This window comes from Hydrogenophaga intermedia, from assembly GCF_023715105.1.
GTDB lineage: Bacteria > Pseudomonadota > Gammaproteobacteria > Burkholderiales > Burkholderiaceae_C > Hydrogenophaga > Hydrogenophaga intermedia_A.
Window position 1 is genome coordinate 30,277 of sequence record NZ_JAMBNO010000004.1, and the last position, 23,849, is coordinate 54,125.

At 68.5% G+C, this 23,849-nt stretch carries 22 protein-coding genes; 10 read left to right on the forward strand and 12 right to left on the reverse strand.

Annotated elements, in window-relative coordinates; translation table 11 throughout:
- Positions 1 to 3 precede the first annotated feature (3 nt).
- Both glpK and proC read left to right on the forward strand, forming a co-directional pair.
- Entirely contained in the window at positions 4 to 1,497 is a 1,494-nt protein-coding gene (glpK, locus tag M3149_RS04900) for a glycerol kinase GlpK (RefSeq protein WP_251708210.1), read from the forward strand.
- Between the two features lie 30 nt (positions 1,498 to 1,527).
- Positions 1,528 to 2,355 (forward strand): pyrroline-5-carboxylate reductase, encoded by an 828-nt coding sequence (proC, locus tag M3149_RS04905; protein ID WP_251708211.1) that lies wholly within the window; start codon positions 1,528 to 1,530, stop codon positions 2,353 to 2,355.
- Positions 2,356 to 2,670: 315 nt separating this feature from the next.
- Here proC and M3149_RS04910 read toward each other — a convergent pair whose 3' ends face one another.
- The 6 genes from M3149_RS04910 to recG all read right to left on the reverse strand — a co-directional run bounded on the left by M3149_RS04910 (position 2,671) and on the right by recG (position 9,177).
- Positions 2,671 to 4,116, reverse strand: coding sequence for an IS1182 family transposase (locus M3149_RS04910; RefSeq protein ID WP_251708212.1), 1,446 nt, complete (start codon positions 4,114 to 4,116; stop codon positions 2,671 to 2,673).
- Positions 4,117 to 4,258: 142 nt separating this feature from the next.
- Positions 4,259 to 4,573, reverse strand: a complete 315-nt coding sequence (locus tag M3149_RS04915; protein ID WP_251708213.1) for a CcdB family protein — start codon at positions 4,571 to 4,573, stop codon at positions 4,259 to 4,261.
- A gap of 7 nt (positions 4,574 to 4,580) precedes the next feature.
- Entirely contained in the window at positions 4,581 to 4,850 is a 270-nt protein-coding gene (locus M3149_RS04920; protein ID WP_251708214.1) for a type II toxin-antitoxin system prevent-host-death family antitoxin, read from the reverse strand.
- Between the two features lie 279 nt (positions 4,851 to 5,129).
- Entirely contained in the window at positions 5,130 to 5,996 is an 867-nt protein-coding gene (ubiA, locus tag M3149_RS04925) for a 4-hydroxybenzoate octaprenyltransferase (protein ID WP_251708215.1), read from the reverse strand.
- A 31-nt stretch (positions 5,997 to 6,027) separates the two neighbouring features.
- Entirely contained in the window at positions 6,028 to 6,987 is a 960-nt protein-coding gene (locus tag M3149_RS04930; RefSeq protein ID WP_251708216.1) for a hydrogen peroxide-inducible genes activator, read from the reverse strand.
- A gap of 99 nt (positions 6,988 to 7,086) precedes the next feature.
- The gene (recG, locus tag M3149_RS04935; protein WP_251708217.1) at positions 7,087 to 9,177 is read right to left on the reverse strand and encodes an ATP-dependent DNA helicase RecG; all 2,091 of its coding nucleotides are present in this window, start codon (positions 9,175 to 9,177) and stop codon (positions 7,087 to 7,089) included.
- Positions 9,178 to 9,241: 64 nt separating this feature from the next.
- On the opposite strand from recG, the gene queA reads away from it, so the two are divergent.
- Entirely contained in the window at positions 9,242 to 10,378 is a 1,137-nt protein-coding gene (gene queA, locus M3149_RS04940; RefSeq protein WP_251708218.1) for a tRNA preQ1(34) S-adenosylmethionine ribosyltransferase-isomerase QueA, read from the forward strand.
- 25 nt (positions 10,379 to 10,403) lie between these two features.
- Here queA and M3149_RS04945 read toward each other — a convergent pair whose 3' ends face one another.
- Entirely contained in the window at positions 10,404 to 10,838 is a 435-nt protein-coding gene (locus M3149_RS04945; protein ID WP_251708219.1) for a c-type cytochrome, read from the reverse strand.
- Between the two features lie 150 nt (positions 10,839 to 10,988).
- Here M3149_RS04945 and tgt point away from each other — a divergent pair, with 150 nt between their 5' ends.
- Together tgt and M3149_RS04955 are read left to right on the forward strand one after the other, a co-directional pair.
- On the forward strand, positions 10,989 to 12,161 hold the full coding sequence (tgt, locus tag M3149_RS04950; RefSeq protein WP_251708220.1) for a tRNA guanosine(34) transglycosylase Tgt: 1,173 nt from the start codon (positions 10,989 to 10,991) through the stop codon (positions 12,159 to 12,161).
- Between the two features lie 59 nt (positions 12,162 to 12,220).
- Positions 12,221 to 13,402 (forward strand): MFS transporter, encoded by a 1,182-nt coding sequence (locus M3149_RS04955; RefSeq protein ID WP_251708221.1) that lies wholly within the window; start codon positions 12,221 to 12,223, stop codon positions 13,400 to 13,402.
- Positions 13,403 to 13,408: 6 nt separating this feature from the next.
- Here the strand turns inward: M3149_RS04955 and M3149_RS04960 are convergent, their stop codons facing one another.
- The 4 genes from M3149_RS04960 to M3149_RS04975 all read right to left on the reverse strand — a co-directional run bounded on the left by M3149_RS04960 (position 13,409) and on the right by M3149_RS04975 (position 18,619).
- Positions 13,409 to 14,599 carry an osmoprotectant NAGGN system M42 family peptidase gene (locus M3149_RS04960; RefSeq protein ID WP_251708222.1) on the reverse strand — a complete coding sequence of 397 codons (1,191 nt, stop codon included), beginning with the start codon at positions 14,597 to 14,599 and terminating at the stop codon, positions 13,409 to 13,411.
- Entirely contained in the window at positions 14,596 to 16,323 is a 1,728-nt protein-coding gene (gene ngg, locus M3149_RS04965) for an N-acetylglutaminylglutamine synthetase (RefSeq protein ID WP_251708223.1), read from the reverse strand. The genes M3149_RS04960 and ngg overlap by 4 nt, the downstream gene beginning before the upstream one ends.
- Positions 16,324 to 16,342: 19 nt before the next feature.
- Positions 16,343 to 18,115, reverse strand: a complete 1,773-nt coding sequence (locus M3149_RS04970) for an N-acetylglutaminylglutamine amidotransferase (protein WP_251708224.1) — start codon at positions 18,113 to 18,115, stop codon at positions 16,343 to 16,345.
- A 342-nt stretch (positions 18,116 to 18,457) separates the two neighbouring features.
- Positions 18,458 to 18,619 carry a DUF1328 domain-containing protein gene (locus tag M3149_RS04975; RefSeq protein ID WP_251708225.1) on the reverse strand — a complete coding sequence of 54 codons (162 nt, stop codon included), beginning with the start codon at positions 18,617 to 18,619 and terminating at the stop codon, positions 18,458 to 18,460.
- A 187-nt stretch (positions 18,620 to 18,806) separates the two neighbouring features.
- Between M3149_RS04975 and M3149_RS04980 the strand changes: the two genes are divergently transcribed.
- Positions 18,807 to 20,267, forward strand: a complete 1,461-nt coding sequence (locus M3149_RS04980) for a phospholipase D-like domain-containing protein (RefSeq protein WP_251708226.1) — start codon at positions 18,807 to 18,809, stop codon at positions 20,265 to 20,267.
- Between the two features lie 15 nt (positions 20,268 to 20,282).
- On the opposite strand, the gene M3149_RS04985 is transcribed toward M3149_RS04980, so the two are convergent.
- Complete coding sequence (locus M3149_RS04985; protein WP_251708227.1) at positions 20,283 to 20,915, reverse strand: response regulator; 633 nt, start codon at positions 20,913 to 20,915, stop codon at positions 20,283 to 20,285.
- A gap of 186 nt (positions 20,916 to 21,101) precedes the next feature.
- Here M3149_RS04985 and M3149_RS04990 point away from each other — a divergent pair, with 186 nt between their 5' ends.
- From M3149_RS04990 to M3149_RS05005, 4 genes are all read left to right on the forward strand, one after another.
- Positions 21,102 to 21,542, forward strand: coding sequence for a BON domain-containing protein (locus M3149_RS04990; RefSeq protein WP_251708228.1), 441 nt, complete (start codon positions 21,102 to 21,104; stop codon positions 21,540 to 21,542).
- An 11-nt stretch (positions 21,543 to 21,553) separates the two neighbouring features.
- Positions 21,554 to 21,874: a BON domain-containing protein gene (locus M3149_RS04995; protein WP_251708229.1), complete on the forward strand. Its 321-nt coding sequence runs from the start codon at positions 21,554 to 21,556 to the stop codon at positions 21,872 to 21,874.
- A 125-nt stretch (positions 21,875 to 21,999) separates the two neighbouring features.
- Positions 22,000 to 22,431 (forward strand): response regulator, encoded by a 432-nt coding sequence (locus tag M3149_RS05000; RefSeq protein WP_251708230.1) that lies wholly within the window; start codon positions 22,000 to 22,002, stop codon positions 22,429 to 22,431.
- Positions 22,428 to 23,837, forward strand: a complete 1,410-nt coding sequence (locus tag M3149_RS05005; protein ID WP_251708231.1) for a CHASE3 domain-containing protein — start codon at positions 22,428 to 22,430, stop codon at positions 23,835 to 23,837. Before M3149_RS05000 ends, M3149_RS05005 begins: the two co-directional genes overlap by 4 nt.
- Positions 23,838 to 23,849 lie beyond the last annotated feature (12 nt).

Below are 23,849 nucleotides of genomic sequence, written 5' to 3' on the forward strand. Positions count from 1 at the left end.
ACCATGACCTACCTGCTCGCCCTCGACCAGGGCACCTCCAGCTCCCGCAGCATCGTGTTCGACCGAGAAGGCCACGTGGTGGCCATGGCGCAGCGCGAGTTTCCGCAGATCTACCCGCGCCCGGGCTGGGTCGAGCACGACCCGCGCGACCTTTGGAATACGCAACTCGAAACCGCGCGCGAGGTGCTGACCAAGGCTGGCCTGCGCAGCGACAGCGTGCGCGCGGTGGGCATCACCAACCAGCGCGAAACCACGCTGGTGTGGAACCGGCGCACCGGCCAGCCCGTCTACAACGCCATCGTCTGGCAGGACCGGCGCGCCGAAGCCGCCTGCGCGAAGCTGCGTGAACAGGGTCATGAAGCCATGGTCCAGCAAAAGACCGGCCTGCGCATCGACGCCTACTTCTCGGGCACCAAGCTGCAGTGGATTCTCGACAACGTCGAGGGTGCGCGCGCACAGGCCGAACGCGGCGAGCTTGCCTTCGGCACCGTGGACAGCTGGCTGATCTGGCAACTCACGCGCGGTGCCCGCCATGTCACCGACCACAGCAACGCCGCGCGCACCATGCTGTTCAACGTCAACACACGCGACTGGGACGACGAGCTGCTCGCGCTGCTGCGCATCCCCCGCAGCCTGCTGCCGGAAACACTGCCTTCCAGCGCCGATTTCGGCACCGCCGACGCCAGCTGGCTGGGCACTGCGCTGCCCATCGGCGGCGTGGCCGGCGACCAGCAGAGCGCGTTGTTCGGCCAGGCCTGCTTCAAGGCCGGCATGGCCAAGAACACCTACGGCACCGGTTGCTTCATGCTCATGCACACCGGTGAGCGGTTCCAGACCAGCCAGAACGGCCTCATCACCACCGCCTGTGCGCAGGCGCCCGGCCCGGCGCAGTACGCGCTGGAGGGCAGCGTGTTTATCGGCGGCGCGGTGGTGCAATGGCTGCGCGACGGACTGAAAGCCATCGAGTCGAGCAGCGAGGTGCAGGCCCTGGCCGAGAGCGTGCCCGACGCCGGCGGCGTGGTGCTGGTGCCGGCCTTCACCGGCCTGGGCGCGCCCTACTGGCAACCCGACGTGCGCGGCACCATCACCGGGCTCACGCGCGGCACCACCATGGCCCACATCGCGCGCGCCGCGCTCGAGAGCATTGCGTTCCAGAGCGCCGCGCTGTTGCAGGCCATGAGCCGCGACGCGGTGGCCGCGGGCGGCGTGCCGGTGAGCGAGCTCCGTGTGGACGGCGGCGCCAGCGTCAACAACCTGTTGATGCAGATCCAGGCCGATCTGCTGGGCATTCCGGTGGTGCGGCCGGCCGTGGTGGAGACCACCGCGCTGGGCGCCGCTTACCTGGCTGGCCTGCACGTGGGCGTGTACCAGGGCACGGGCGAACTCAGTGCACAGTGGCGCGCCGAGCGCACCTTCCGGCCCACGCTGTCGCCCGAACGCGCGGCCGAGAAGATGGCGGCCTGGGAGCACGCGGTTAGGCAGACGGTGGCATCGTAGCCGGCGCCCCACGCGGCGACAATGCCGCGCATGAACACGCCCACCTCTCCCCTCATCACCTTCATCGGCGGCGGCAACATGGCCAGCGCCATCGTCGGCGGCCTGCTGCGCCAGGGCCATGCGGCCTCCGCCATCCAGATCGTCGAGCCGTGGGACGAGCAGCGCACGCGCCTGGCGCAGCAGTTCCCTGGCGTGGCGCTGTTCGCCGCCGCGAGCGCCGATCTCAAACGCTCCGACCTCGTTGTCTGGGCCGTCAAACCCCAGACCTTCAAGGACGCCGCCCTCGCCGCCGGCCCGCACCTGGGCGGCGCGCTGCACCTGAGCGTGGCTGCCGGCATCACCAGCGAGAGCATGGCGAGCTGGCTCGGCACGCAGCGCATCGTGCGCGCCATGCCCAACACGCCCGCGCTCGTGGGCCTGGGCATGACGGGACTGTTCGCGCGCGACGGCGCGTCGGCGGACGATCGCGCGCTGATCGAAGCGGTGGTGAAGACCACCGGCGAGCTGGTGTGGGTGGCCACCGAACGCGACCTCGACGCCGTGACCGCCCTCTCGGGCTCGGGCCCGGCCTACGTGTTCTATTTCCTCGAAGCCATGCGCGACGCCGGTGCCCGCATGGGCTTGCCGCCCGAGACAGCCCTGCAACTCGCCATCGGCACCTTCGTTGGCGCGTCCACGCTGGCGCAACGTTCGACCGAGCCGCCGCAGTTGCTGCGCGAGCGGGTCACGTCCAAAGGCGGGACGACCTACGCGGCGCTCACGGCAATGGAGGCGGCGGGGATGAAGGCGTCGTTCGAAGTTGCGCTGAAAGCAGCCCAGTTGCGCGCCGAGGAGTTGGGGCGGGAGTTCGGGAAGTAAGTCGCTTCACGCGCGGCACCTCGCGCTGCTCGCGGACGCGCCGTACCCTGCTCCGCGGCTGTCCCCCGGACCGGCTGCGCCCGGTCCTCCTCCTTCATGCCGCTGCGCAAAGCACAGCGCATCCACGAGCGAAAGTGATGGACGCTGGTGACCGGTTTGGGCCGAGGCTGTGTGGAAACGAGTTGAGCGCATCCACGTGATTGCACTTGATGGCGGTTCTTCCGGTTTTGACCTGTCATGCCGCGTATGGGCGTCTCTGTGAGGTTTCAAGGCCTCTGCAGCTGGTCCTGAGGGCGCGATTGGAGGCAAAAGGGCTTACGCCCTCACCAGTCGCATCGCTTTCATCATGTCCTCGAACCCGAGGATGGCGAGCAAGCGCTTGAGGTTGTAGGCCAGCACAGTCAGGCTCACCTCCGTGCTCACGCCGCCCAGTCGCCTGGTCAGGAAGTGGGTGTGGCCCATCCAGTGCTTGAAGGTCCCGAATACATGTTCCACCGTGCGCCTGCGCACCCGCATGGCCTGCGGCATTCGGTCCAGGCGCCGCTGCGCCGCCTCCAGAACCGTCTCGTGCTCCCAACGGCTGATGCGCCTGTGAGCGCTGGGCGTGCATTGCGTCTTCATCGGGCATTGCGGGCACGCACTGCTCCAGTAGCGCCTGAGTTGCAGACCATTCTCCTCACGGGTAAAGCGGTAGATGGCCCGCTGACCTGCAGGGCACAGGTACTCGTCGTCCTTGGCGATGTAGATGAAGTCTGATCGGTCGAAGCGCCCAGCGGCTCTGGCGCCGGAGGTCGTGGGTTTGGGCAGGATCACCGCCACACCCGCCTCGACACAAGCCTTGATCTGAGGCGCGCTGTAGTAACCGCGATCGGCAATGGCACGCAATCTCTTACGGTCCATTGCTTCGCGTGCGGCCTTGGCCATGGGCGCAAGTGCGTCGCGGTCGTGCCCGCGATTGGTCACCTCGTGCGCCACCACGAGGTGATGCTCGCTGTCGACGGCGATCTGTACGTTGTAGCCCACGATGCCCGAAGCGCGCGCGGTGGTGGCCATGGAGCGGGCATCGGGGTCGGTCATGGACAACTGGCCGTCGGGCTGCTCGCGCAGTTGATCACGCACCCCATCGAGCACGCGCATTTGCTGACGCAGCAGTTCGATCTTTCCCTTGAGGCGCTGGGTCTTGGCTTCGAACTCGACCGGCTGTGTGCGATCGGCCGTGTCCAGTGCCACCAGGTAGCGGTGAATGCTCTCCTCGATCTGCTGCTGGCGCTTGTCGATCTTGCCGGCGGTGAAGTTTCTGTCGCGCGAGTTCACCGCTTTGAACTTGCTGCCGTCGATGGCGACCAGGGATTGGCCAAAGAGCTTGAGGTCACGGCAGAGTTCGACGAAGCGCCGGCAAACGTTGCGAATGCCTTGGCCGTTGTCGCGGCGGAAGTCGGCAATCGTCTTGAAGTCGGGCGCCAGCCGCTGCGTGAGCCACATCAGCTCCACGTTGCGCTGGCATTCACGCTCCAGGCGACGGCTGGACTGCACTCGATTGAGGTAGCCGTAGAGATAGACCTTGAGCAGCACCGCTGGGTGGTAGGCGGGGCGCCCGGTGGCTGCTGGCTCAGCGCCGTCGAACCCAAGCGCCGCCAGGTCCAGCTCGCTCACGAACGCATCGACCACGCGCACCGGGTTGTCCTCGGCAACGAAGTCGTCCAGACACTCGGGCAGCAACGTCACCTGGTGGCGGTCCTGGCCTTCGATGAATCGGGGCATCGCGACTCCGGAAATTGCGATGCCGCAACTCTAGAAGGACATCATCGAAAAGTGCAGAGGGTTTTCACACAGCCTCGGCCCGAAGCGGGCAGCCGTCGGTTCGATTGAAGCGCCGCAATGCGGCCGTCCGCAACCGCCGACGCTAGATACCAGACAACACCGCGTCCATGGCTGACACCAGCGCGCTGGCTTGCGCGGCAACGTTGTCCACCGGCCGGCGCAAGTCCTTGGCTGGCAGAGGCGCGGCATAGTGCGCCAGTGCATGCAAACGCTTGCCCTTGACCATGATGACCGGGCACAGCGTGGTCGGCACCTTGGTGCCCGACGTGAACACGGCAAGCGGTATTGTCAGGCGCGTGGCCAGTGCATCGAGCAGGTCACTCTGGATCACGACCACGTAGGGAATGCCGTCGGCCGCGCTGCGGCTGGGATTGGCGAACACGTCGTACTGCGGCATCGGCTGTTCACCACGGGCGCAAATCTTCGCCCGGAATACCGTGCGTTTCGAAGCGGGCGTTCTGAGCCTCGATCCAGTCGCCAAATTCGGCTTCGAACGCCCTCTTGCGCGCGGCACGGCTGGCTTTCTCGCGGCTGGCCTGAAGGGCCTGGTAATGCTCAGCCGACAGGATCACCGTGTCGATTTGCCCGGCTTTCTCAACGAAGACAGGTTCGCGCTTGGCTTGGGCGCAAAGGCTGCCAAATCGATTTTTGGCTTCGGTGGCGGTCACGCGCATGGTCGGCTCCTTGAATCGCCAGCCATTTTAGCCATCGCTGGACGACCGGCGAGGAGATTGGCAACGATCTGTGTGCAACACCGCAGCGGTCATTCATCAATGACCGCTTCTGGCCGATACGCGCCATCGTAGCGCTCTCACCCTGGTCACCGCCCGCGGATGCGGTGTGCCCTGCGCAGCGGCATAAAGGAGGAGCCAAGGGCGCAGACCTTGGCGGGGGACAGCCGCGGAGCAGGGCGCGGCGCAGCCGCGGGCACGCGAGGTGCCACGCGCGAAGAATCAAGCCAACCCGACCACCACCCCCGCAAACACCGTGAACCCCAGCCAGTGGTTGGCGCGGAACGCGGTGAAGCAGCCCTCTCGCGAGCGGTCGCGGATCAGCGTGAAGTGCCACATCACCTGGGCCAGCGCCGCCGCGAGCGCGAGCAGCCAGGCCACCGGCCGCAGCATGGGCCACAGCGCCGCCGTCCAGATCGCCAGGTGCAGCAGGTAAAAGCCCGTCACAGCCGCCACGTCGGCGCGACCTAGCGTGATGGCCGAGGTCTTCATGCCGATCTTGAGGTCGTCGTCGCGGTCGACCATGGCGTACTCGGTGTCGTAGGCCAGCACCCAGAACGCGTTGCCCAGCAGCAGAACCCAGGCCTGCGCGGGTACCGTGCCTTGCACCGCCGCGAAAGCCATGGGGATGCCGAAGCTGAAAGCCACCCCGAGCACCGCCTGCGGCATCGACACGAATCGCTTGGCGAACGGGTAGGCCAGCGTGATCGCCAACGCCGCGAACGACAGCGCGATGGTTAGGGCGTTGGTGGTCAGCACCAGCCCGAAGGCCGCGAGGGCGAGCACCGCACCCACCGCGAGCGCTTCTTTTGTTGATACCTTGCCCGAGGTGACGGGGCGCTGGGCGGTGCGCTTGACGTGGCGGTCGAAGTCGCGGTCGGCCACGTCGTTGACGCAGCAGCCCGCGCTGCGCATGAGGATGGTGCCAAGCGTGAACACGGCGAGCAGGTGCCAGCCGGGGAAGCCGCCCGAGGCCACCCACAGCGCCGACAAGGTGGGCCACAGCAGCAACAGCCAGCCGGCAGGCCGGTTCCAGCGGATCAGATCGAGCCAGAGCGAAAGGCGCGAGGGTTGGGGCAAGGCGGGCATGGAGGCCGACACGGCAACACTCCGACGGGAATCAGGACAGGCGCTTTACGCCCGGCAGTTCGCAGGCGTAGATGGCATTGCGCAGCTCGGCGATGGCCTCGTAGCGCGTGAAGCTGCGCCGCCAGGCCAGCACCACGCGCCGCGTGGGGGCATCGCCCTGGAAGGGCAGGTAGCGCACGTAGGGCGAGTCGCCGAAATCCTGCCCGGGCTTCATCGAATCGTCGAGCGCGGAGCGCGGCACCGACAGGCGCGGTACCAGCGTCACGCCCATGCCCGCGGCTACCATGTGCTTGATGGTCTCCAGCGACGAGCCTTCAAAACTCTTGCGGATGCCCTCGGTGTCGTTCGAGAAACGCGCGAACTCGGGGCAGACCTCGAGCACGTGGTCGCGAAAACAATGGCCGGTGCCCAGCAGCAACATGGTCTCGCGCTTGAGCTCCTCGGCCGTGATGTGGCCTTGTTTTGCAAGCGGGTGCGTGTGCGGCACCGCGGCCAGGAAAGGCTCGTCGTACAGCGGCGCGAGCGCGAGGTTGGTGTCGGGGAAAGGCTCGGCAAGGATGGCCGCATCGATCTCGCCCAGCCGCAACTGTTCCAGCAGCTTGCTGGTGAAGTTCTCCTGCAGCACCAGCGGCATCTGCGGCGTGCGCTCGATGACCTGGCGCACGAGGTCCGGCAGCAGGTAGGGGCCGATGGTGTAGATCACGCCCAGGCGCAACGGGCCGGCCAGCGGGTCCTTGCCGCGCTTGGCGATTTCCTTGATGGCGGCGGCCTGCTCCAGCACGGTCTGGGCCTGGCGCACGATTTCTTCGCCCAGCGGCGTGACGGCGATTTCGGTGGCGTTGCGCTCGAAGATCTTGAGCTCAAGCTCCTCTTCGAGCTTCTTGATCGCCACCGACAGGGTGGGTTGCGAGACGAAGCAGGCCTCGGCCGCCTTGCCGAAGTGCCGCTCACGCGCCACGGCGACGATGTACTTGAGTTCGGTGAGCGTCATGGGCCGCATTGTGCCCCCCTGCGCCGCTTCGCGTCTTCCCCCCAGGGGGACCGCGCCGATGGCCCGGCAGAGCAGGTTCCATGGCGCGCCGGATAGGTATCAGGCCTTGAGGTATTCGGCTTTGCTGCCCAGCCAGCGCGCGATGTGTTGCTCGGCCAGCGCGGGATGGCGCGACAACATCAGCGGCGCGGTCTCACGTGCCCAGGCCAGCAGATGACCGTCGGTGGCGAGGTCGGCAAAGCGCAGTAGCGGCGCACCCGATTGGCGCGCGCCGAGGAACTCGCCGGGGCCGCGGATCTCCAGGTCGCGGCGGGCGATCTCGAAGCCGTCGTTCGTATCGACCATGGCACGCAGGCGTTCGCGAGCGGTCTCACCCAGCCGGCCGCCTTCGGGTGCGCTGTAGAGCAGCACGCAGGCCGAGGCTGCCGCGCCGCGGCCCACGCGGCCGCGCAGCTGGTGCAACTGGCTCAGACCAAAGCGCTCGGCGTGTTCGATCACCATCAGCGAGGCGTTGGGCACGTCCACACCGACCTCGATCACGGTGGTCGATACGAGCACACCCATCTGCCCCTGCACGAACAGCGACATCACGGCCTTCTTCTCGGCCGGCGGCATGCGCGAGTGCAGCAAGCCCACCAGCACGCCCGGCAGGGCCTGCGACAGCTCGGCGTGCGTGGCGGTGGCGTTGGAGAGATCCAGCGCCTCGCTCTCCTCGATCAGCGGGCACACCCAGTACACCTGCCGGCCTTGTTCGATCTGCCCGCAGATGCGCTGCACCACTTCGTCGCGGCGCTGGTCGCTCACCACCTTGGTGACGATGGGTGTGCGACCGGGTGGCAGCTCGTCGATGGTGGAGACGTCGAGGTCGGCGTAGTAGCTCATGGCCAGCGTGCGCGGAATCGGCGTGGCCGTCATCATCAGCAGATGCGGCTCCAGGTGCTCAAGCGATTTGCCGCGCAGCGCCAGGCGCTGCGCCACGCCGAAACGGTGCTGCTCGTCGATGAGGGCGAGCGCCAGCCGCTGGAACACCACCTGCTCCTGAATCACCGCGTGTGTGCCCACCACCAGCGCGGCCTCGCCGCTGGCGATGAGTTCGAGCATCTCGTTGCGCTGCTTTTTCTTCTGGCTGCCGGTGAGCCAGGCCACGCGCTTTCCCAGCGGCTCCAGCAAGGGCTCCAGCCAGCCGATGAGCTTGCGGAAATGCTGCTCGGCCAGGATCTCGGTCGGCGCCATGAGCGCGCACTGCCAGCCCGCGTCGATGGCAATCGCCGCGGCCAACGCGGCCACCACGGTCTTGCCCGAGCCCACATCACCCTGAAGCAGGCGGTGCATGGGCACGGTGCGCGCCAGATCGCGCGCAATCTCCTCGCCCACGCGGCGCTGCGCGGCAGTGAGTGCAAAGGGAAGCGTGGCCAGCAACTGCTCGTGCAGCCCACCGCGGCGCAGCGGCAGGTCCGGCGCGCGCAGTGCATCGCGCTCGCGCTTGGCCACCGCCTGCGAGAGTTGCTGCGCAAGCAATTCTTCGGCCTTGAGGCGTTGCCAGGCGGGGTGGCTGCGGTCTTCCAGCGCGGCCAGGGCGGCGTCGGGCCCCGGGTGGTGCAGGAGTTGCAGCGCTTCGCGCAGCGTGGCGCTCACGCGCGCGCTGCGCTGCAGGCCGGCCAGCGCGTCGGGCGGCAAGGTTTCGTGCAGGTCGGCCCGCGCGAGTGCCCCCACCACCGCCTTGCGCAGGTAGGCCTGGGGCAGTTGCGCGCTGGTGGGGTAGACGGGCGTGAGCACCTCAGGCAGCTCGCCGCCCGCCAGCTTGAACGCCGGGTGCAGCATGGTGTAGCCCGCAAAGCCACCCTTGATCTCGCCGCGCGCGCGGATGCGTGCGCCCACCGCGAGCGTCTTCTGGTGCGAAGGGTAAAAGCTGAAGAAGCGCAGCGTGCAGGTGTCACTGCCGTCGTCGAGCGTGACGAGCAACTGGCGCCGGCCGCGGTACTGCACCTCGCTGTGCGTCACCGTACCCTCGATCTGCACCAGATCACCGTTGCGCACGTCGCGCAGCTTCACGATGCGGGTCTCGTCCTCGTAGCGCAGCGGCAGGTGCAGCGCGAGGTCGATGTCGCGCTTCAAGCCGAGCTTGTGCATCGCCTTCTGGGGCGCTGACAAGGGCTTGGGTGCGACGGAGGTGCCTGCGGATTCGGCCATGGGACAATTCTGCCCGTCCGACCCCACCCCCCCTTGGAACGGGCCCGTCCGGCCCTCAAGCGATATGACACTGTCTTCCGCACCGACGGCGCAGCGCGCCTTCACCCTGAGCGATTTCGACTTCGCTCTGCCCCCCAAACTGATCGCCCAGCACCCGGCACCCGAGCGCAGCGCCTCGCGCCTGCTCGACGGTCGCGGTCCAGCCCCCGTGGACCGCGTGTTCCGCGAACTTCCCGCACTGCTGGCGCCGGGCGATCTCCTGGTATTCAACAACACCCAGGTCATCAAGGCGCGCCTGTTTGGCGAAAAGGCCAGTGGCGGCAAGGTTGAGCTGCTGGTGGAGCGCGTGCTGCAGAACCACGAGGTGGTCGCGCACATGAAGGTGAGCAAGAAGCCGCCGGTGGGCGCGGTGCTGCGCATGCAGGGGGAAATCGCTGCCGGGCCGCCCCAAGGCGATTTCGCGCCCCCTCGGGGGGCAGCGACCCGCGCAGCGGCGGAGCATGGGGGCCACGCGTTCACCGCCGAGCTGCTGGGCCGCTGGCCCGACGAACATGGTGCGCTGTTCCGCCTGCGCTTCAGCGGCGAGCCGCACGCGCTGATGGCGGCATATGGCCACGTGCCGCTGCCACCTTACATCGAACACGGCGACACCGCCGAGGACGAGCGCCGCTACCAGACCGTGTTTGCCAAGCACCCCGGTGCCGTGGCCGCACCCACCGCGGCGCTGCATTTCGACGACGGCGTGTTGGCGGCGCTGCGCGCGCGCGGCATTCACACCGCCGAGGTCACGCTGCACGTCGGCGCCGGCACCTTCCAGCCGGTCAAGACAGAGAACATCGCCGAGCACACCATGCACGCCGAGTGGTACCGCGTGCCGGCCGAGACCATCGCCGCCATTGAGGCCTGCCGCGCGCGTGGCGGCCGCGTGGTGGCCGTGGGCACCACCACCGTGCGCACACTGGAAAGCTGGGCCGCCTTCGGTCACACCGAAGGCGACACGCAGATCTTCATCACGCCCGGGTTCCGATTCCAGATGATCGACGCGCTGATCACCAACTTCCACCTGCCCAAGAGCACGCTGATGATGCTGGTGAGCGCATTCGCGGGTTACGAGCACGTGATGCGGCTCTATCAGCACGCCATCGCACAACGCTACCGCTTCTTCAGCTACGGCGACGCCATGCTGCTGCAGCGGCGCTGAGCGAGGCGGGCGACAACGGCAGGCGTCAGGGCGTCTGCAGCCGGCTGATGTATTCGATCAGCGTCAGGATGCGCGCACGCACCACCGCGGCCGAGTCGTAATTGCCGCGTGCCTCGCGCAGCCGCTGAGACTCCTCGACGCTGTAATCGCGGCCCCACACCGGCATGTCGCGCACGCCGTGGGCGGGCACGGCCGCCGTGCCCTCGATCACCGCGTACATGCGGTTGACGGGCAGCACACCGCCGTTCTTCTTCGCCAGTTGCGTCAGGTCGGGCGGGCTCTTCTGCAGCAGCCAGACCAATGAGCCGTTGCCTTTACCTTCGATGCCGTGGCAACTGGCGCAGTTGTCGCTGAACTCCAGCTTGCCGAGGTCGATCTGCGCCTGCGGCGCCTGGGCCTGCGCAAACGCCGCGCCCAGCGTGCAGGCCAGCAGCACCAAGCCCTTGATGGTCTTCTTCATGGGGTTCTCCAGTGGGGTTGAAGCAAGCGCACTGCCCGAACGGCAATGAACTCCCATGGCCCATGCTAGGAAGGCGCCGGGCGCCGAAGTTGATGCGGCGCAAGTTCCGTGAGAGGCCTCCTTACAATCCGCCGCTCACGAAAGCCCCTCATGCTGCGGTTCGACCTGCTCACCACCGACCCCACCAGCCACGCGCGCCGCGGCACGCTCACGCTCAACCACGGCGTGGTGCAGACCCCCATCTTCATGCCCGTGGGCACCTACGGCACGGTCAAAGGCGTCATGCCGCGCAGCCTGCACGAGATGGGCGCGCAGATCATCCTGGGCAACACCTTCCACCTCTGGATGCGCCCGGGGCTGGACATCATGAAGAGCTTTGGCGGCCTGCACGGCTTCGAGCAGTGGCACAAACCGATCCTCACCGACTCGGGCGGTTTCCAGGTCTGGTCGCTCGGTGCCATGCGCAAAATCACCGAGGAAGGCGTGCACTTCGCCAGCCCCGTCAACGGCGACAAGCTGTTCATGTCGCCCGAGGTGAGCATGCAGATCCAGACCGTGCTCAACAGCGACATCGTGATGCAGCTGGACGAGTGCACGCCCTATGAGACCAACGGCCATCTCACCACCGAGGCCGACGCGCGCAAGAGCATGGAGATGAGCCGGCGCTGGGCGCAGCGATCGAAGGACGAATTTGCGCGGCTGGAGAACCCGAACGCGTTGTTCGGCATCGTGCAGGGCGGCATGTTCGAGCACCTGCGCCAGGAATCGCTGGAGGCGCTGGTCGAGATGGACTTCCCGGGCTACGCCATCGGCGGCGTGAGCGTGGGCGAGCCCAAGGAAGACATGCGCCGCATCATGGCGCACACGCCGCACCGCCTGCCCGCGCACAAGCCGCGCTACCTGATGGGCGTGGGCACACCGGAGGATCTGGTGGAAGGCGTGGCCGCCGGAGTGGACTTGTTCGACTGCGTGATGCCCACGCGCAACGCGCGCAACGGCACGCTGTTCACGCGCTACGGCGACCTGAAGATCCGCAACGCAAAGCACAAGGCCGACCACCGGCCGCTCGACGAAACCTGCACCTGCCACGCATGCGCAGGCAGCAGTGGTGTGGCCTGGGCCGACGGCGGCCGCGACGGCTTCAGCCGCGCCTACCTCCACCACTTGGACCGCTGCGGCGAGATGCTCGGGCCCATGCTCGCGAGCGTGCACAACCTGCACTACTACCTCAACCTCATGCGCGAGGTGCGCGAGGCGCTGGACGCCGGCACCTTCGGCGCTTTCCGTCAGCGCTTCCACGCCGATCGCGCGCGCGGGATCTGAGTTCGGCATCCGAGCGTGCGCGACAGCGCCGGGCATCGGGCGCCGCTAAGCTGCGCGCGATGAGCGCCGCCCCCATTCCCCGCCACGTGCTGCCCGTGCTGGTGTTCGCCCAGTTCGCAGGCACCTCGCTTTGGTTCGCGGTCAACGCCGTCATGCCCGACCTGCAGCGCGAACTGGGCTGGGCCACCAGCGCGGTGGGCACACTCACCTCGGCGCTGCAGTTCGGTTTCATCGCGGGCACGCTGGTGTTCGCGCTGCTCGCCATCGCCGACCGTTTCTCCCCGCGAGGGGTGTTCCTGGTGTGCGCACTCGCGGGCGCAGCCTGCACCGTGGGTGCCTGGTGGACGGTGCGCGACTACCACGCGCTGCTGGCCTGGCGCTTTGCCACCGGCTTTTTTCTCGCGGGAATCTACCCGGTGGGCATGAAGATCGCCGCGCAGTGGTACAGCCGCGGGCTCGGCGGTGCACTGGGCCTGTTGATCGCGGCGCTGGTGGTGGGCTCGGCCAGCGCGCACGCGCTGCGCGCGTTGGGCGATGCCCTGCCCTGGCCCACGCTGATGCTGGGTGTGGCGCTGCTGGCGGCCTTGGGCGGGGTGCTGCTGTACGCCACGCTAGGTGATGCCCCCGGCGCAGTGGCGCGCGTGAGCACATTGCAGTGGCGCGCGCTCAGCACGGTTTGGACGGACACGCGCGTGCGCTCCTCGGTACTGGGCTATTTCGGCCACATGTGGGAGCTCTACACCATGTGGGTGATGGTGCCGCTGATCCTGGCCACGCGGCTCGCGGGCACCGAGTTGTCGTGGGCCGCGTTCTGGGTGCTGGGCGCCGGCGCCATTGGTTGTGCGGGCGGCGGCTGGGTGGCGCAGCGCTGGGGCAGCGCGCGCGTGGCGGGCACGCAGCTCGCACTCAGTGGCGCCTGCTGCCTGGCCACGCCGCTGGCCATCGGCGCGCCCGACGCGCTGTTCTACGCCTGGCTCGTGCTCTGGGGCATCACCGTCTCGGGTGACTCACCGCAGTTCAGCACACTCACCGCGCGCAACGCCCCGCCGCAGGCCGTGGGCAGCGTGCTCACGCTCACCAACAGCATCGGCTTCGGCATCAGCATCGTGAGCATCCTGCTGTTCGTGTGGCTGGCCGAGTCGGTGGCGTTGGGTGCGCTGCTGCCCTGGCTGGCCATCGGGCCGGCGCTGGGCCTATGGGCGTTGCGGCCCTTGCTGGCCGAAGAGCGCGCAAAGGCCTGACGCGGTTCAGGATTTCGCTTCCAGAAACTCCTGCGGATCGGGCAGCGTGGTGGTGGTCACCTGCATCTCGCCGGGCTTGAGCTGCTCGGTGAAGCCCTCGATCGATCCCATGCTTTGACGGTCGCGCCGCGCCACCGGCTCGGACATCAGGTAGGCCACCGACAACGCACCGAGCGCGCGCAGCGAATCCATGTGCGTGCGCTCCTGCGCGTGCGAGGCGTCGGCACCGAAGCCGATCAGCGCGGTGCGGATGTCGTTGCCGGCCTCCACCGCGGCGGCCGAGTCGCTGCGGTAGAACTTGAACACGTCGCGCCGGTGCGCAATGCCATGCGTTTGCGCGAGCTTGATGAGCTTGTGCGAGAGGTGGTAGTCGAACGGGCCCGACAGATCCTGCAGGCAGATGGTGACGGCGCGCTCGTCGGTGCCCTGGCCGGGCGCGGCAATCGCGATGTCCAGGCTCACCATTTCGGCGATGTCGCCGTGCAGCGCGGCCGAGGCGCCCGAGCCCACCTCCTCGGTGATGGTGAACAGCGGGTGCACGTCCACCGGCAGGCTGGCGCCGCTGTCCTTGAGCGCCTTGCAGGCGGTCAGCAACACGGCCACTGACGCCTTGTCGTCCAGGTAGCGCGCGTTGATGTAGCCGCCGGGCTGCACCTCGGGCTGCGGGTCGAAGGCGATCCAGTCGCCCACGTTCACGCCCGCGGCCTCGAGCTCTGCACGGCCACTGGCGGGCATGTCCAGCCGCACCTCGACGTGATCCCAGCTGTTGGGCTGGCTGTCGATGCCGTCGCCGAAGGCGTGGCCCGAGGTCTTGAGCGGCAGGCAGGTGCCGCGGATCTGCTGCGTGTCGGTGTAGAGCGTGAGCCGACCGCCCTCGGCAAAACGCGAGGACCAACTGCCGATGGGCACGATGCCCACACGGCCGTTGTCCTTGAGTTCGCGCACCATGGCGCCCAGCGTGTCCAAGTGGGCCACGATGGCGCGCGCCGGGTGGCGCTCGCGGCCCTTGAGGGTGGCGCGAATGGCGCCGCGGCGGGTGATGACGTAGGGAACGCCCAGCGCATCGAGCCGCGCAGCCACGTAACGCACGATGGCGTCCGTCAGACCCACCGGGCTCGGGATCGCGAGCAGTTGCAGCAGGGTCTCTTCGAGGTAGGCCTCGTCCAGCGGCGGCAGGGTGAAGTTCTTTTCGCTCATGGCGCGGTCTCCGGTTGGGCGGTGGCGGGGAACAGCAGGTCCACGAAGCGCTGCGCGGTGGGCTGCGGTTCGTGGTTGGCCAGGCCCGGTCGCTCGTTGGCCTCGATGATCACGTGGTCGGGCCCGTCGACGGTGGGCACCAGGAAGTCCAGGCCCGTGACCGGGATGTCCAGCACGCGGCTGGCGTGTTCGGCGGCGGTCTTGAGCGCCGGGTGAAGCCGATCGGTGACGTCGTGGATGGTGCCGCCGGTGTGCAGGTTGGCGGTGCGCCGCACGGGTAGAGCGGTGCCGAAGGGCAGCACATCGCCCAGTGCGTAGCCTTGCGCTGCCAGGCAACGCCGCGTCTCGCCATCGACGGGAATGCGCGACTCGCCACCGGTGGCCGCGGCGCGGCGGCGGCTCTGCTTCTCGATCAGCTCGGCGATGGTGGCGTGGCCGTCGCCCACCACGGTGGCGGGCTGGCGCACCGCAGCGGCCACCACCTCGTGGTTGATGACCACGATGCGCAGGTCCTGCCCTTCGCAGAACTGCTCCAGCAAAACGCCGCCACCGAAATGGCTGGCGTGCTCGATCGCGGTCTCGACCTCGTCGATCGACGTGAGGTTGACCGCGATGCCGCGGCCCTGCTCGCTGTCCACCGGCTTGACCACGATCGCACCGTGCTGGCGCAGAAAGGCCTCGCTGTGTTCGCGGTCACCCGCCATGGTCTGCGCCGGCACGGCCAGCCCGGCGCGTTCCAGCAGGCGCGATGTCACGCGCTTGTCAGCACAGCGACTCATGGCCACCGCACTCGTGAGTTCGCTCAGCGACTCGCGGCAGGTGACGCTGCGCCCGCCGTGCGTGAGGCGGAAGTAGCCTTGCTCGGCGTCGATCACCTCGACCCGGATGCCGCGCCGCTGCGCCTCGTCCACGATGATGCGGGCGTAGGGGTTGAGGCCGTCGCGGTCGGTGCCCTCGCTGAACAGTGCCTCGTTGATGGCGTTGCGCCGCTTCACCGCAAAGACCGGGATGTTCTGGAAACCCAGCTTCTGGTAGAGCGCGATGGCCTGCGCGTTGTCGTGCAGCACCGAGAGGTCCATGAAGGCACGCCCGCGCGCCAGGAACAACTCGGCCAGGTAGCGCGTGAGCGCCTCGCCGATGCCTGGGTGGCTGGCCTGCGGCGCCACCGCCAGCGCCCACAGGCTGGCGCCGGGGTTGGCGTCGCCGAAGGCGTCGGCGTGGTCCAACCCCATGGCCACGCCCAGCACCTCGCCGCTCAGCCGGTCCTCGGCGAGCACGTAAACCGTGGTGCGATCGGCGCGCTCGCCCCACACGCGCGCCGGATCCACCGGCACCATGCGGCGCGCGCGGTAGATCGCGTTGATGGCGGCCACGTCGGCGCGCGAGCGCAGACGGCGGATGGTGAAGCCCTGGCGCCGCGCGCGCTGCGGCGTGTAGGTATTGAGCGGCAGACGGAAGGTCTCCGACGGATCGACGAACAGCTGCTGCGGCGCGTGCGACACCACCACATGCGGCTTGTCCAGGTAGAAGGCGATATCGCGTTCGCCGGGGGCCTCCTGCAGCAGCGCCTGGGCGATGGCGGCCGGGTCAGTGAAGGTGTGGCCACCGATCAGGCGGCCCCAGCCGCAGTGCACCACGGCATCGCGGCGATCGGTGGTCTGGTGCGGGAGGGCGGAGCGCTCCAGGCGCAGGGCGCGCTGGGCGTGCTGGCGGGCGGTGCTCATGGCGTGTGTCTCCTCGGTTTCAACGCAGGTGGGTCTGCAGCCACAGCTCCAGCAGGCCGAGCTGCCAGAGCTTGGAGCCGCGCAGCGGCGTGATGTGATCGCTGGGCGCGGCCAGCAGCTGCTGCACATAGTCCGCGCGGAACAACCCGCGCTCGCGCGCCGCTCGGCTGTGCAACGCGTCCTTCACCGTCTCCAGCACCCGGCCCTTGAGGTGCTTGAGCGCGGGCACAGGGAAGTAGCCCTTGGGCCGGTCGATCACCTCGTGCGGAATCACCGCGCGCGCCGCTTCCTTCAGGATGCCCTTGCCGCCGTGCGCGAGCTTGTGCCGCGACGGGATGCGCGCCGCAAGCTCCACGAGCTCGTGGTCGAGGAAGGGCACGCGCGCCTCCAGGCCGAAGGCCATGGTCATGTTGTCCACTCGCTTGACCGGGTCGTCCACCAGCATCACGGTGGTGTCCAGTCGCAGCGCCTGGTCCACCGGGTCGCCGGCTCCGGGCGCGGTGAGACGTTCGGCGATGAAGGCGCGGGTCGCGTCCGCGCCGAGGTGCGCGTCCTGCAGCACGGCGCGCATCTCGGCGTGGTCGCGGTCGCAGAAGGCAGCGGCGTAGTCGTCCACCGGCCGCGCGCTGCCCGACAGCTTCGGGTACCAGTGATAGCCGCCGAACACCTCGTCGGCGCCCTGGCCGCTTTGCACCACCTTGCTGTGGCGAGACACCGCCTCGCTGAGCAGGTAGAAGCCAATGCAGTCGTGGCTCACCATGGGTTCGCTCATGGCGGCGATGGCCTCGGGCAGGCGGTCGAGCAGTTGCGCCTCGGGCACGAAGATGCGCTCGTGCACCGTGCCGAAGCGCTGCGCCACGATGTCGGCGTAGGCGAACTCGTTGCCGACCTCGCCACCCACGTCCTCGAAGCCCACGTTGTAGGTGCGCAGGCCGGGCACACCCTGCTCGGCCATCAGACCGACGATCAGGCTCGAATCGACACCTCCGGAGAGCAGCGCACCCACCGGCACGTCGGCCACCAGGCGGCGCTTGACCGCCGCACGCAGGCCGTCGAGCAGGATGGCCTTCCAGTCGTCGAACGAGCGCGATTCCTCCTCGGCACTGCGCTCGAAGTTCAGCGACCAATAGCGCTCTTCGCGCTGCGTGCCGTCGGCTTCGATGTGCAACAGACTGCCCGGCGCGAGCTTGCGCACGCCGCGCAGCAGCGTGCGCGGCGGCGGCACGATGGCGTGCAGCGAGAGGTAATGGTGCAGCGCGTCGGTGTCGATGCCCGTGTCCACACCGCCTGCCGCCAGCAAGGCCGGCAGGGTGGAGGCAAAGCGCAGCCCGCCGGGCACCGGCGCCAGGTACATCGGCTTGATGCCGAGCCGGTCGCGCCCGAGCAGCACGCGCCCGCTGTCGCGTTCCCAGATCGCGAAGGCGAACATGCCGTTGAGGCGTTCGACGAAGCGCGGGCCCCAGGCGTGGTAGGCCTTGAGCAGCACCTCGGTATCACCGCTTGAATGAAAGCGGTAGCCCTTGGCCTGCAGTTCCTGGCGCAGCGCGTTGTGGTTGTAGACGGCACCGTTGAAGACGATGCCCACGCCCAGGCCGGGGTCGAACATCGGCTGCTGGGCCGCGTCGCTGAGGTCCATGATCTTCAGCCGCCGGTGGCCGAAGCCGAAGCGGTCGAAAACCATGAGGCCCTGGCCGTCCGGGCCACGCGCGCGCTGGGATTGGTTCATGCGCGCAATGGCGCCGGGGTCGATGGCTTCTCTGTCGAAACGGATCTCGCCTGCAAGTCCACACATGGCGGTTCTGCCCTCCTGTTCGGATGGCCGATCGCCGTCGGGTCAGTGCTTCGGGAATACGGGCCGGGCCGGGCAGCGCCGGACAGGGCCAGGAAACAGCGGGGGGATGGCGACGATCGGCCGGTGCACGTCCGAGGCGGGCGGCCTGCCGGGGGCGGGCCGGGCGGGAAGCGAATCGCCGGTGATCGACGATGCGACCGGTGGCGCCCGGCAGAACCGGGGCTCCCCCCACACCGTGGCACGGGGTGCACGCGGGGTTGATGATGGGGTGGAGCCCGGCATTATATATGAATTCGAATGATGATCAATTTCGAATTATGGTTTTTCATATGATGAATCCGGTCACCGCCGCATCACACCAGCGATGAAGCTGACCAGCGCCATCACCAGAAACACCAGGAAAAGGATCTTGGCGATGCCGGCAGCCCCGGCGGCGAGGCCGCCGAAGCCCAGCAGGGCGGCGATGAGGGCGATGACAAAGAAGACGACGGCGTAGTGCAGCATGGCTGGCTCCTGAAAGGCGGCGTGTTCGCCGCGGTGAAGCCACTGTAGGCAGCGGGCACCGCGCTGGCTGTCGGCGCAATGCGCCCTGCCGGGTAGGACACGGCCGACAGCGACGCCCATCGCCCGCCGACATCCGGTGGGGCCTGCGCGCGCCACACTGGCAACGAAGCCACCAATGCCGCCCGCCATGTGCCCCGACGAAGAACGCCAGGCAACGCCGACCGGACACCCACCTGCGCCAGCCCGAGAAGGCCGCGCCAGCGCGGGGGCCTGGTTGCCGTGCCTGTTGTCGGCGCTGCTGCTGGGGGCCTGCACCAGCCTGCCGCCTCGCCAACCCGAAGCGACCGCTGCACCGGGGCGGGTTCAGGTGCGGGGCGCGCAGGGCTCGCTCACGCCCGAGGCACGGCGCGAGACGCTGCGCGGTGTGGCGGCCGAGGGCGCGCGTGAACGCTTCGTGCACCAACTGCGCACGCTCACGCGCAGCGGCGACGCCGACCTCTACCGCGGCAACCGCACGCGGCTGCTGGTGGATGGACCGGCCACCTTCGGCGCCATGAAGGCGGCCATTGCCAGCGCACGCGAGCGCGTGCTGCTGCAGAGCTACATCTTCGAAGACAGCGGCGTCGCGGCCGAGGTCGCCGAACTGCTGTTGCAGCGCGCAGCCGAGGGCGTGGCGGTCGCTGTGATCTACGACGCGGTGGGATCCATCACCACGCCGATCGAGTTCTTTCAGCACCTCACCGACGGCGGCGTGCGGGTGTGCGAGTTCAACCCCGTCAACCCTGTACGCCGCCCGGGGCATTGGGGCATCACGCACCGCGACCACCGCAAGCTCATGGTGGTGGACCAGTCGGTGGCCTTCACCGGCGGCATCAACATCAGCCGGGTCTACGGCTCAGGCTCCGGCTCATGGCGCCGCCGGGCACCCGCCAGCGAACCCGGCGCCGCGCTGGACGACGGGTGGCGCGACACGCAGATCGAGTTGCGCGGCCCGGTGGTGCCGGCCATCGCGCGCGTGTTCGAGGACACCTGGCGTGAGCAGGGCTGCCCGGGGGAGCCGCCAACCTCAACCCGGCCCGCAGCCGCGCCCGAGCCCGGGGACCGCGTGGTCAAGGTGCTGGCGAGCGATCCGCGCGACGAGGGCAACCGCATCTACAGCGCGCTGCTCGCCGCCATCGACGCGTCGCAGTCGCAGGTGCGCCTGACAATGGCCTACTTCGCACCCGGGGCCGACTTCGTGCAGGCGCTTTGCGACGCGGCGCAGCGGGGTGTGGCGGTGGAGTTGGTGCTGCCCGGACGCAGCGACTCCACGCTGGCTCTGCACGCGGGGCGTTCGTACTACACGCAGCTGTTGCAAGCGGGCGTGCAGATCCACGAGATGGACCAGGCCGTGATGCACGCCAAGACGGCCGTCATCGACGGCGTGTTCTCCACCGTGGGGTCGAGCAACCTCGACTGGCTGAGCTTCGTGGCCAACAATGAGCTCAACGTGATCGTGCTGGGCGAAGCCTTTGGCAGCGAGATGAACGCGCTGTTCGAGCGCGATCGCGCGGCCTCACGCCCGATCACGCTGGACGCCTGGGAACGCCGCGGGCCGGGCTCGCGGCTGATGGAGGGCGTGGGCCGTTTGCTGGAGCGCTGGCTGTGAGCGCCGCGCAGCGCCTCACTGGATCAGGCCGTTCTTCAGGGCGTAGTAGGTGAGGTCGCTGTTGCTGGCGAGCTTGAGCTTCTCGAGCACGCGGGATCGGTAGGTGCTCACGGTCTTCACGCTCAGGAACATGCCCTCGGCAATGGCCCCCACCGTCTCGCCCTTGGCCAGGCGCAGGAAGACCTGCAGTTCGCGTTCGGACAAGGCTTCGTGCGCTGGCTTGTCGGCGTCGCCCAATGCGTTGTCGGCCAGCAGCTCGGCCACCGCGGGGCTGATGTAGCGGCGTCCGCGCGCCACCACGCGGATCGCTTCGACGATCTCCTCGGGCGCGCATTCCTTGTTGAGGTAGCCACTGGCGCCATGGCGCATGAGCTGCGTGGCGTATTGCGCCTCGGGGAAACCACTCAGGATGAGCACCGCCAGGTCCGGAAAGCGCGCCTTGATCGCCTGCAGCGCATCGATCCCACCGTGTTCGGGCATCGACAAGTCCATCAGCAGCACGTCCACCTCGCCACTGCGCGCGAGTTCCAGCGCCTCGCGGCCGTTGTTCGCTTCGCCGGTAACGCGCAGGTCCACGTGCTCGCCAAGGAACTGGCGCAGACCGGTGCGCACGATGGCGTGGTCGTCGACGATGCCTACCTTGATCATTCGGTTCATCCAGGGGTTGCGCGGCGCGCCAATTTAGCAGGCCGCTCGCGCGCCTCACATAGGCCTTGTCCTACACGCTCGCGGCGACACCGCCGACAGCCAGCGCGGCCGCGCCTTCCTACAGTCATTCCACGGCCCGACGCCCTGCAACGGGCCGACGTTCAACCCCAAGGAAGGAGCCTCTCCATGAACCGCCAACTCCGCATCACCGCCCTCGCCGCCGCCCTCGCTGCCTCCACCCTCGTGGTGGCCTGCGGCGAACAGGAAGACGCCACCGTCGGCCAGCGTCTGGACAGCACCGTGACCGAGGTGCAGAACGCCGGCACGCAAATGGGCCAGGACGCCCGCCAAGCCGCGCAGGACGTGCAGGCCGCGGGCAGCAACGCCGCCGACGCCATGGCGCGCGGCGCGGCCGACGCCACCATCACCGCCAAGGTCAACGCCGCCCTGGTGGCCGACGACCAGTTGAAGGCGCTCGCGATCGACGTCGACACCACCAACGGCCGCGTCCAACTCAGCGGCACCGCCCCGAGCGCCGAAGCCCGCGAGCGCGCCACCACGCTGGCCCGCGCCGTGGAAGGCGTCATCGAGGTCGACAACCGCCTGACCGTCCAGGGCCAGGGCTGAAGGAGCACACCATGAGCACGCTCAAGCTCCCGCACGCGCTGCTCGCCGTGGCCGCCGCGCTGATGGTGGTGCAGACCACCGGCTGCGCAGTCGCCCGTGACCAGCAGACCGTCGGCTCCTACATCGACGACGCGACCATCACCACGCGCGTGAAGACCCGCTTTGCCGAGGACAAGACGGTCAGCGCCATGGCCATCAACGTCGAGACGCTCAAGGGCACGGTGCAACTCTCGGGCTTTGCCAAGTCGGCCGACGAAAAGAACACGGCCGAGCGCCTGGCGGCCAACGTGCCTGGCGTGGTGGCGGTGCGCAACGACATCGTCATCCGCTGACGCCACCTGCGAAGGCGTTGTAGGACCCGTCCTACAACGCCTTCGGCAAAGCGGCATTGGCCGACGCGCACGAACGCGGCATCATGCGGCGTTCGTGCGCGTTGCCACGTGCACACCCGCCCGGCTTGCCGTCCACCATCGCCCGCGCTTTCGCCGTGATCCCGCTGCGCACCTTCATCGTCGAGGACAACCCGCTGATCTACGACCACCTGGCCACCACGCTGCAGGAGCTGGCCGGGGTCGAGGTGATCGGCCACGCGCGCGACGAGGCGCACGCAGTGCAATGGCTGCGCCAGGCGCAACCCTTTGAACTCATGATCGTCGACATCTACCTGCTCTCGGGCTCGGGGCTGGGTGTGCTCAAGGCGGCGCAGGATGCTCGGCTCAGCGCGCGGCGCGTGGTGCTTACCAACCGCGCCACGCCCGACATTCGCCAGCGCTGCGCGCAACTTGGCGCCGACCGGGTGTTCGACAAATCCTGCGAACTCGAGGAGCTGATCAGCTACTGCGAACGCATCGCCGACGGTTCGGCCACCGCACCGGGTGGGCTGCATTGACGCCCTGCGCCACCGATACCACCACGCGCCGGCCATGGCGTCAGGCCCTGCGGCGCACCCCGGTGGCCGCGGCCCTGGCGCTGCTGCTGGCACTGGGCGTGTTTGCCGGCACCGAATGGACCTACCAGCGCGCCCTGGAGTCGCTGGTGAACCTGGGCGGTCGTGACATCGCGCGCACCGCAGCACAGAACGTGGTGCGCAGCATGCTCGATCTGGAGTCCGCGCAACGCGGCTACCTGCTCACCGGGCGGCAGCAGTACCTGGCACCCTACCGCAACGCGGCCAACGAACTCGACAACGCGGTGAGCCGGCTGCGCGAGCACTACCGCAACGACCCCGAACTGTTGCAGTTGGTCGACGCCTTGCATGAGCGTGCGCTGCAGAAGGTCTCGGAGGCGGCCGAAACGATCGCGCTCTATGACGCCGGCTCGCACCAGGCCTGGCAGGGCCTGGTGCTCACCGATATCGGCCGCGAGAAGATGGAAGCGGTGCGCCGCGCGGCCGATGTGCTGCTGGTCACCGAGGAGCGCCGCATCGCCGCCGAACGCGTGGCGATCTACCGCACGCTGGCGGTCGGGCGCTTCACGGTGCATGGCCTGGCGATGCTGGGGCTGCTGGCCTACGTGTTCTTCCTGCGCCAGAACGCGGTGCTGCACGCGAGCCGCGTGGCGCACGCCCAGCAGCTGCGCAGCGAGCGCGATTCGCTGGAACGCCAGGTGGCCCTGCGCACCACCGCGCTGCGCAACCTCGCGAGCCACCACGTGAGGGCGCGCGAAGACGAGCGCGGCCGGGTGGCGCGCGAACTGCACGACGAAATGGGCGGCCTGCTCACCGCCATGAAGCTGGAGATCGCGCGGCTGCGCCGCGTGCCCGAGGTGCCGTCGCTGGCGCTGGAGCGCGTGGCCGGCATCGAGCAGCGCCTCAACGAGGGCATCGCGGTCAAGCGACGCATCGTGGAGAACCTGCGACCGTCCTCGCTCGACCAACTCGGCCTGATCCCGGCACTGGAAGTGCTGTGCCGCGACACCGCTGCGGCCCTGGGCATCGCCATCGACACGTATTTTTCATCTGTCGATCTCGACGAGAACGCCGAGCTGACCGCTTACCGGCTGGTGCAGGAGTCGCTCACCAACGTGAGCAAGTACGCGCACGCGCGCCACGTGCAGGTTCACCTGTCGCAGGCGGGTGATCGCGTGCGGGTGCGGGTGCATGACGACGGCCGGGGTTTCGACACCGAGAGCGTGCCGGCGGGACACCACGGCCTGCTCGGCATGCGCGTGCGTGTGGAATCGCACAGCGGGCAACTGCTGGTGCGCAGCGCCCCCGGCGAGGGCACGCGCATCGACGCCGAACTGCCAGCCCGCGCCGTTGGTAACCCCGAGGTAACCGGTTCCACCCATAATTGAAACCGAGTTACA

Excerpts from the sequence above, each read along its gene's own strand:
- glpK (WP_251708210.1), top strand. The coding sequence starts at position 4 with ATGACCTACCTGCTCGCCCTCGACCAGGGCACCTCCAGCTCCCGCAGC.
- proC (WP_251708211.1), top strand. The coding sequence starts at position 1,528 with ATGAACACGCCCACCTCTCCCCTCATCACCTTCATCGGCGGCGGCAAC.
- M3149_RS04910 (WP_251708212.1), bottom strand. The coding sequence starts at position 4,116 with ATGCCCCGATTCATCGAAGGCCAGGACCGCCACCAGGTGACGTTGCTG.
- M3149_RS04915 (WP_251708213.1), bottom strand. The coding sequence starts at position 4,573 with ATGCCGCAGTACGACGTGTTCGCCAATCCCAGCCGCAGCGCGGCCGAC.
- M3149_RS04920 (WP_251708214.1), bottom strand. The coding sequence starts at position 4,850 with ATGCGCGTGACCGCCACCGAAGCCAAAAATCGATTTGGCAGCCTTTGC.
- ubiA (WP_251708215.1), bottom strand. The coding sequence starts at position 5,996 with ATGCCCGCCTTGCCCCAACCCTCGCGCCTTTCGCTCTGGCTCGATCTG.
- M3149_RS04930 (WP_251708216.1), bottom strand. The coding sequence starts at position 6,987 with ATGACGCTCACCGAACTCAAGTACATCGTCGCCGTGGCGCGTGAGCGG.
- recG (WP_251708217.1), bottom strand. The coding sequence starts at position 9,177 with ATGGCCGAATCCGCAGGCACCTCCGTCGCACCCAAGCCCTTGTCAGCG.
- queA (WP_251708218.1), top strand. The coding sequence starts at position 9,242 with ATGACACTGTCTTCCGCACCGACGGCGCAGCGCGCCTTCACCCTGAGC.
- M3149_RS04945 (WP_251708219.1), bottom strand. The coding sequence starts at position 10,838 with ATGAAGAAGACCATCAAGGGCTTGGTGCTGCTGGCCTGCACGCTGGGC.
- tgt (WP_251708220.1), top strand. The coding sequence starts at position 10,989 with ATGCTGCGGTTCGACCTGCTCACCACCGACCCCACCAGCCACGCGCGC.
- M3149_RS04955 (WP_251708221.1), top strand. The coding sequence starts at position 12,221 with ATGAGCGCCGCCCCCATTCCCCGCCACGTGCTGCCCGTGCTGGTGTTC.
- M3149_RS04960 (WP_251708222.1), bottom strand. The coding sequence starts at position 14,599 with ATGAGCGAAAAGAACTTCACCCTGCCGCCGCTGGACGAGGCCTACCTC.
- ngg (WP_251708223.1), bottom strand. The coding sequence starts at position 16,323 with ATGAGCACCGCCCGCCAGCACGCCCAGCGCGCCCTGCGCCTGGAGCGC.
- M3149_RS04970 (WP_251708224.1), bottom strand. The coding sequence starts at position 18,115 with ATGTGTGGACTTGCAGGCGAGATCCGTTTCGACAGAGAAGCCATCGAC.
- M3149_RS04975 (WP_251708225.1), bottom strand. The coding sequence starts at position 18,619 with ATGCTGCACTACGCCGTCGTCTTCTTTGTCATCGCCCTCATCGCCGCC.
- M3149_RS04980 (WP_251708226.1), top strand. The coding sequence starts at position 18,807 with ATGTGCCCCGACGAAGAACGCCAGGCAACGCCGACCGGACACCCACCT.
- M3149_RS04985 (WP_251708227.1), bottom strand. The coding sequence starts at position 20,915 with ATGATCAAGGTAGGCATCGTCGACGACCACGCCATCGTGCGCACCGGT.
- M3149_RS04990 (WP_251708228.1), top strand. The coding sequence starts at position 21,102 with ATGAACCGCCAACTCCGCATCACCGCCCTCGCCGCCGCCCTCGCTGCC.
- M3149_RS04995 (WP_251708229.1), top strand. The coding sequence starts at position 21,554 with ATGAGCACGCTCAAGCTCCCGCACGCGCTGCTCGCCGTGGCCGCCGCG.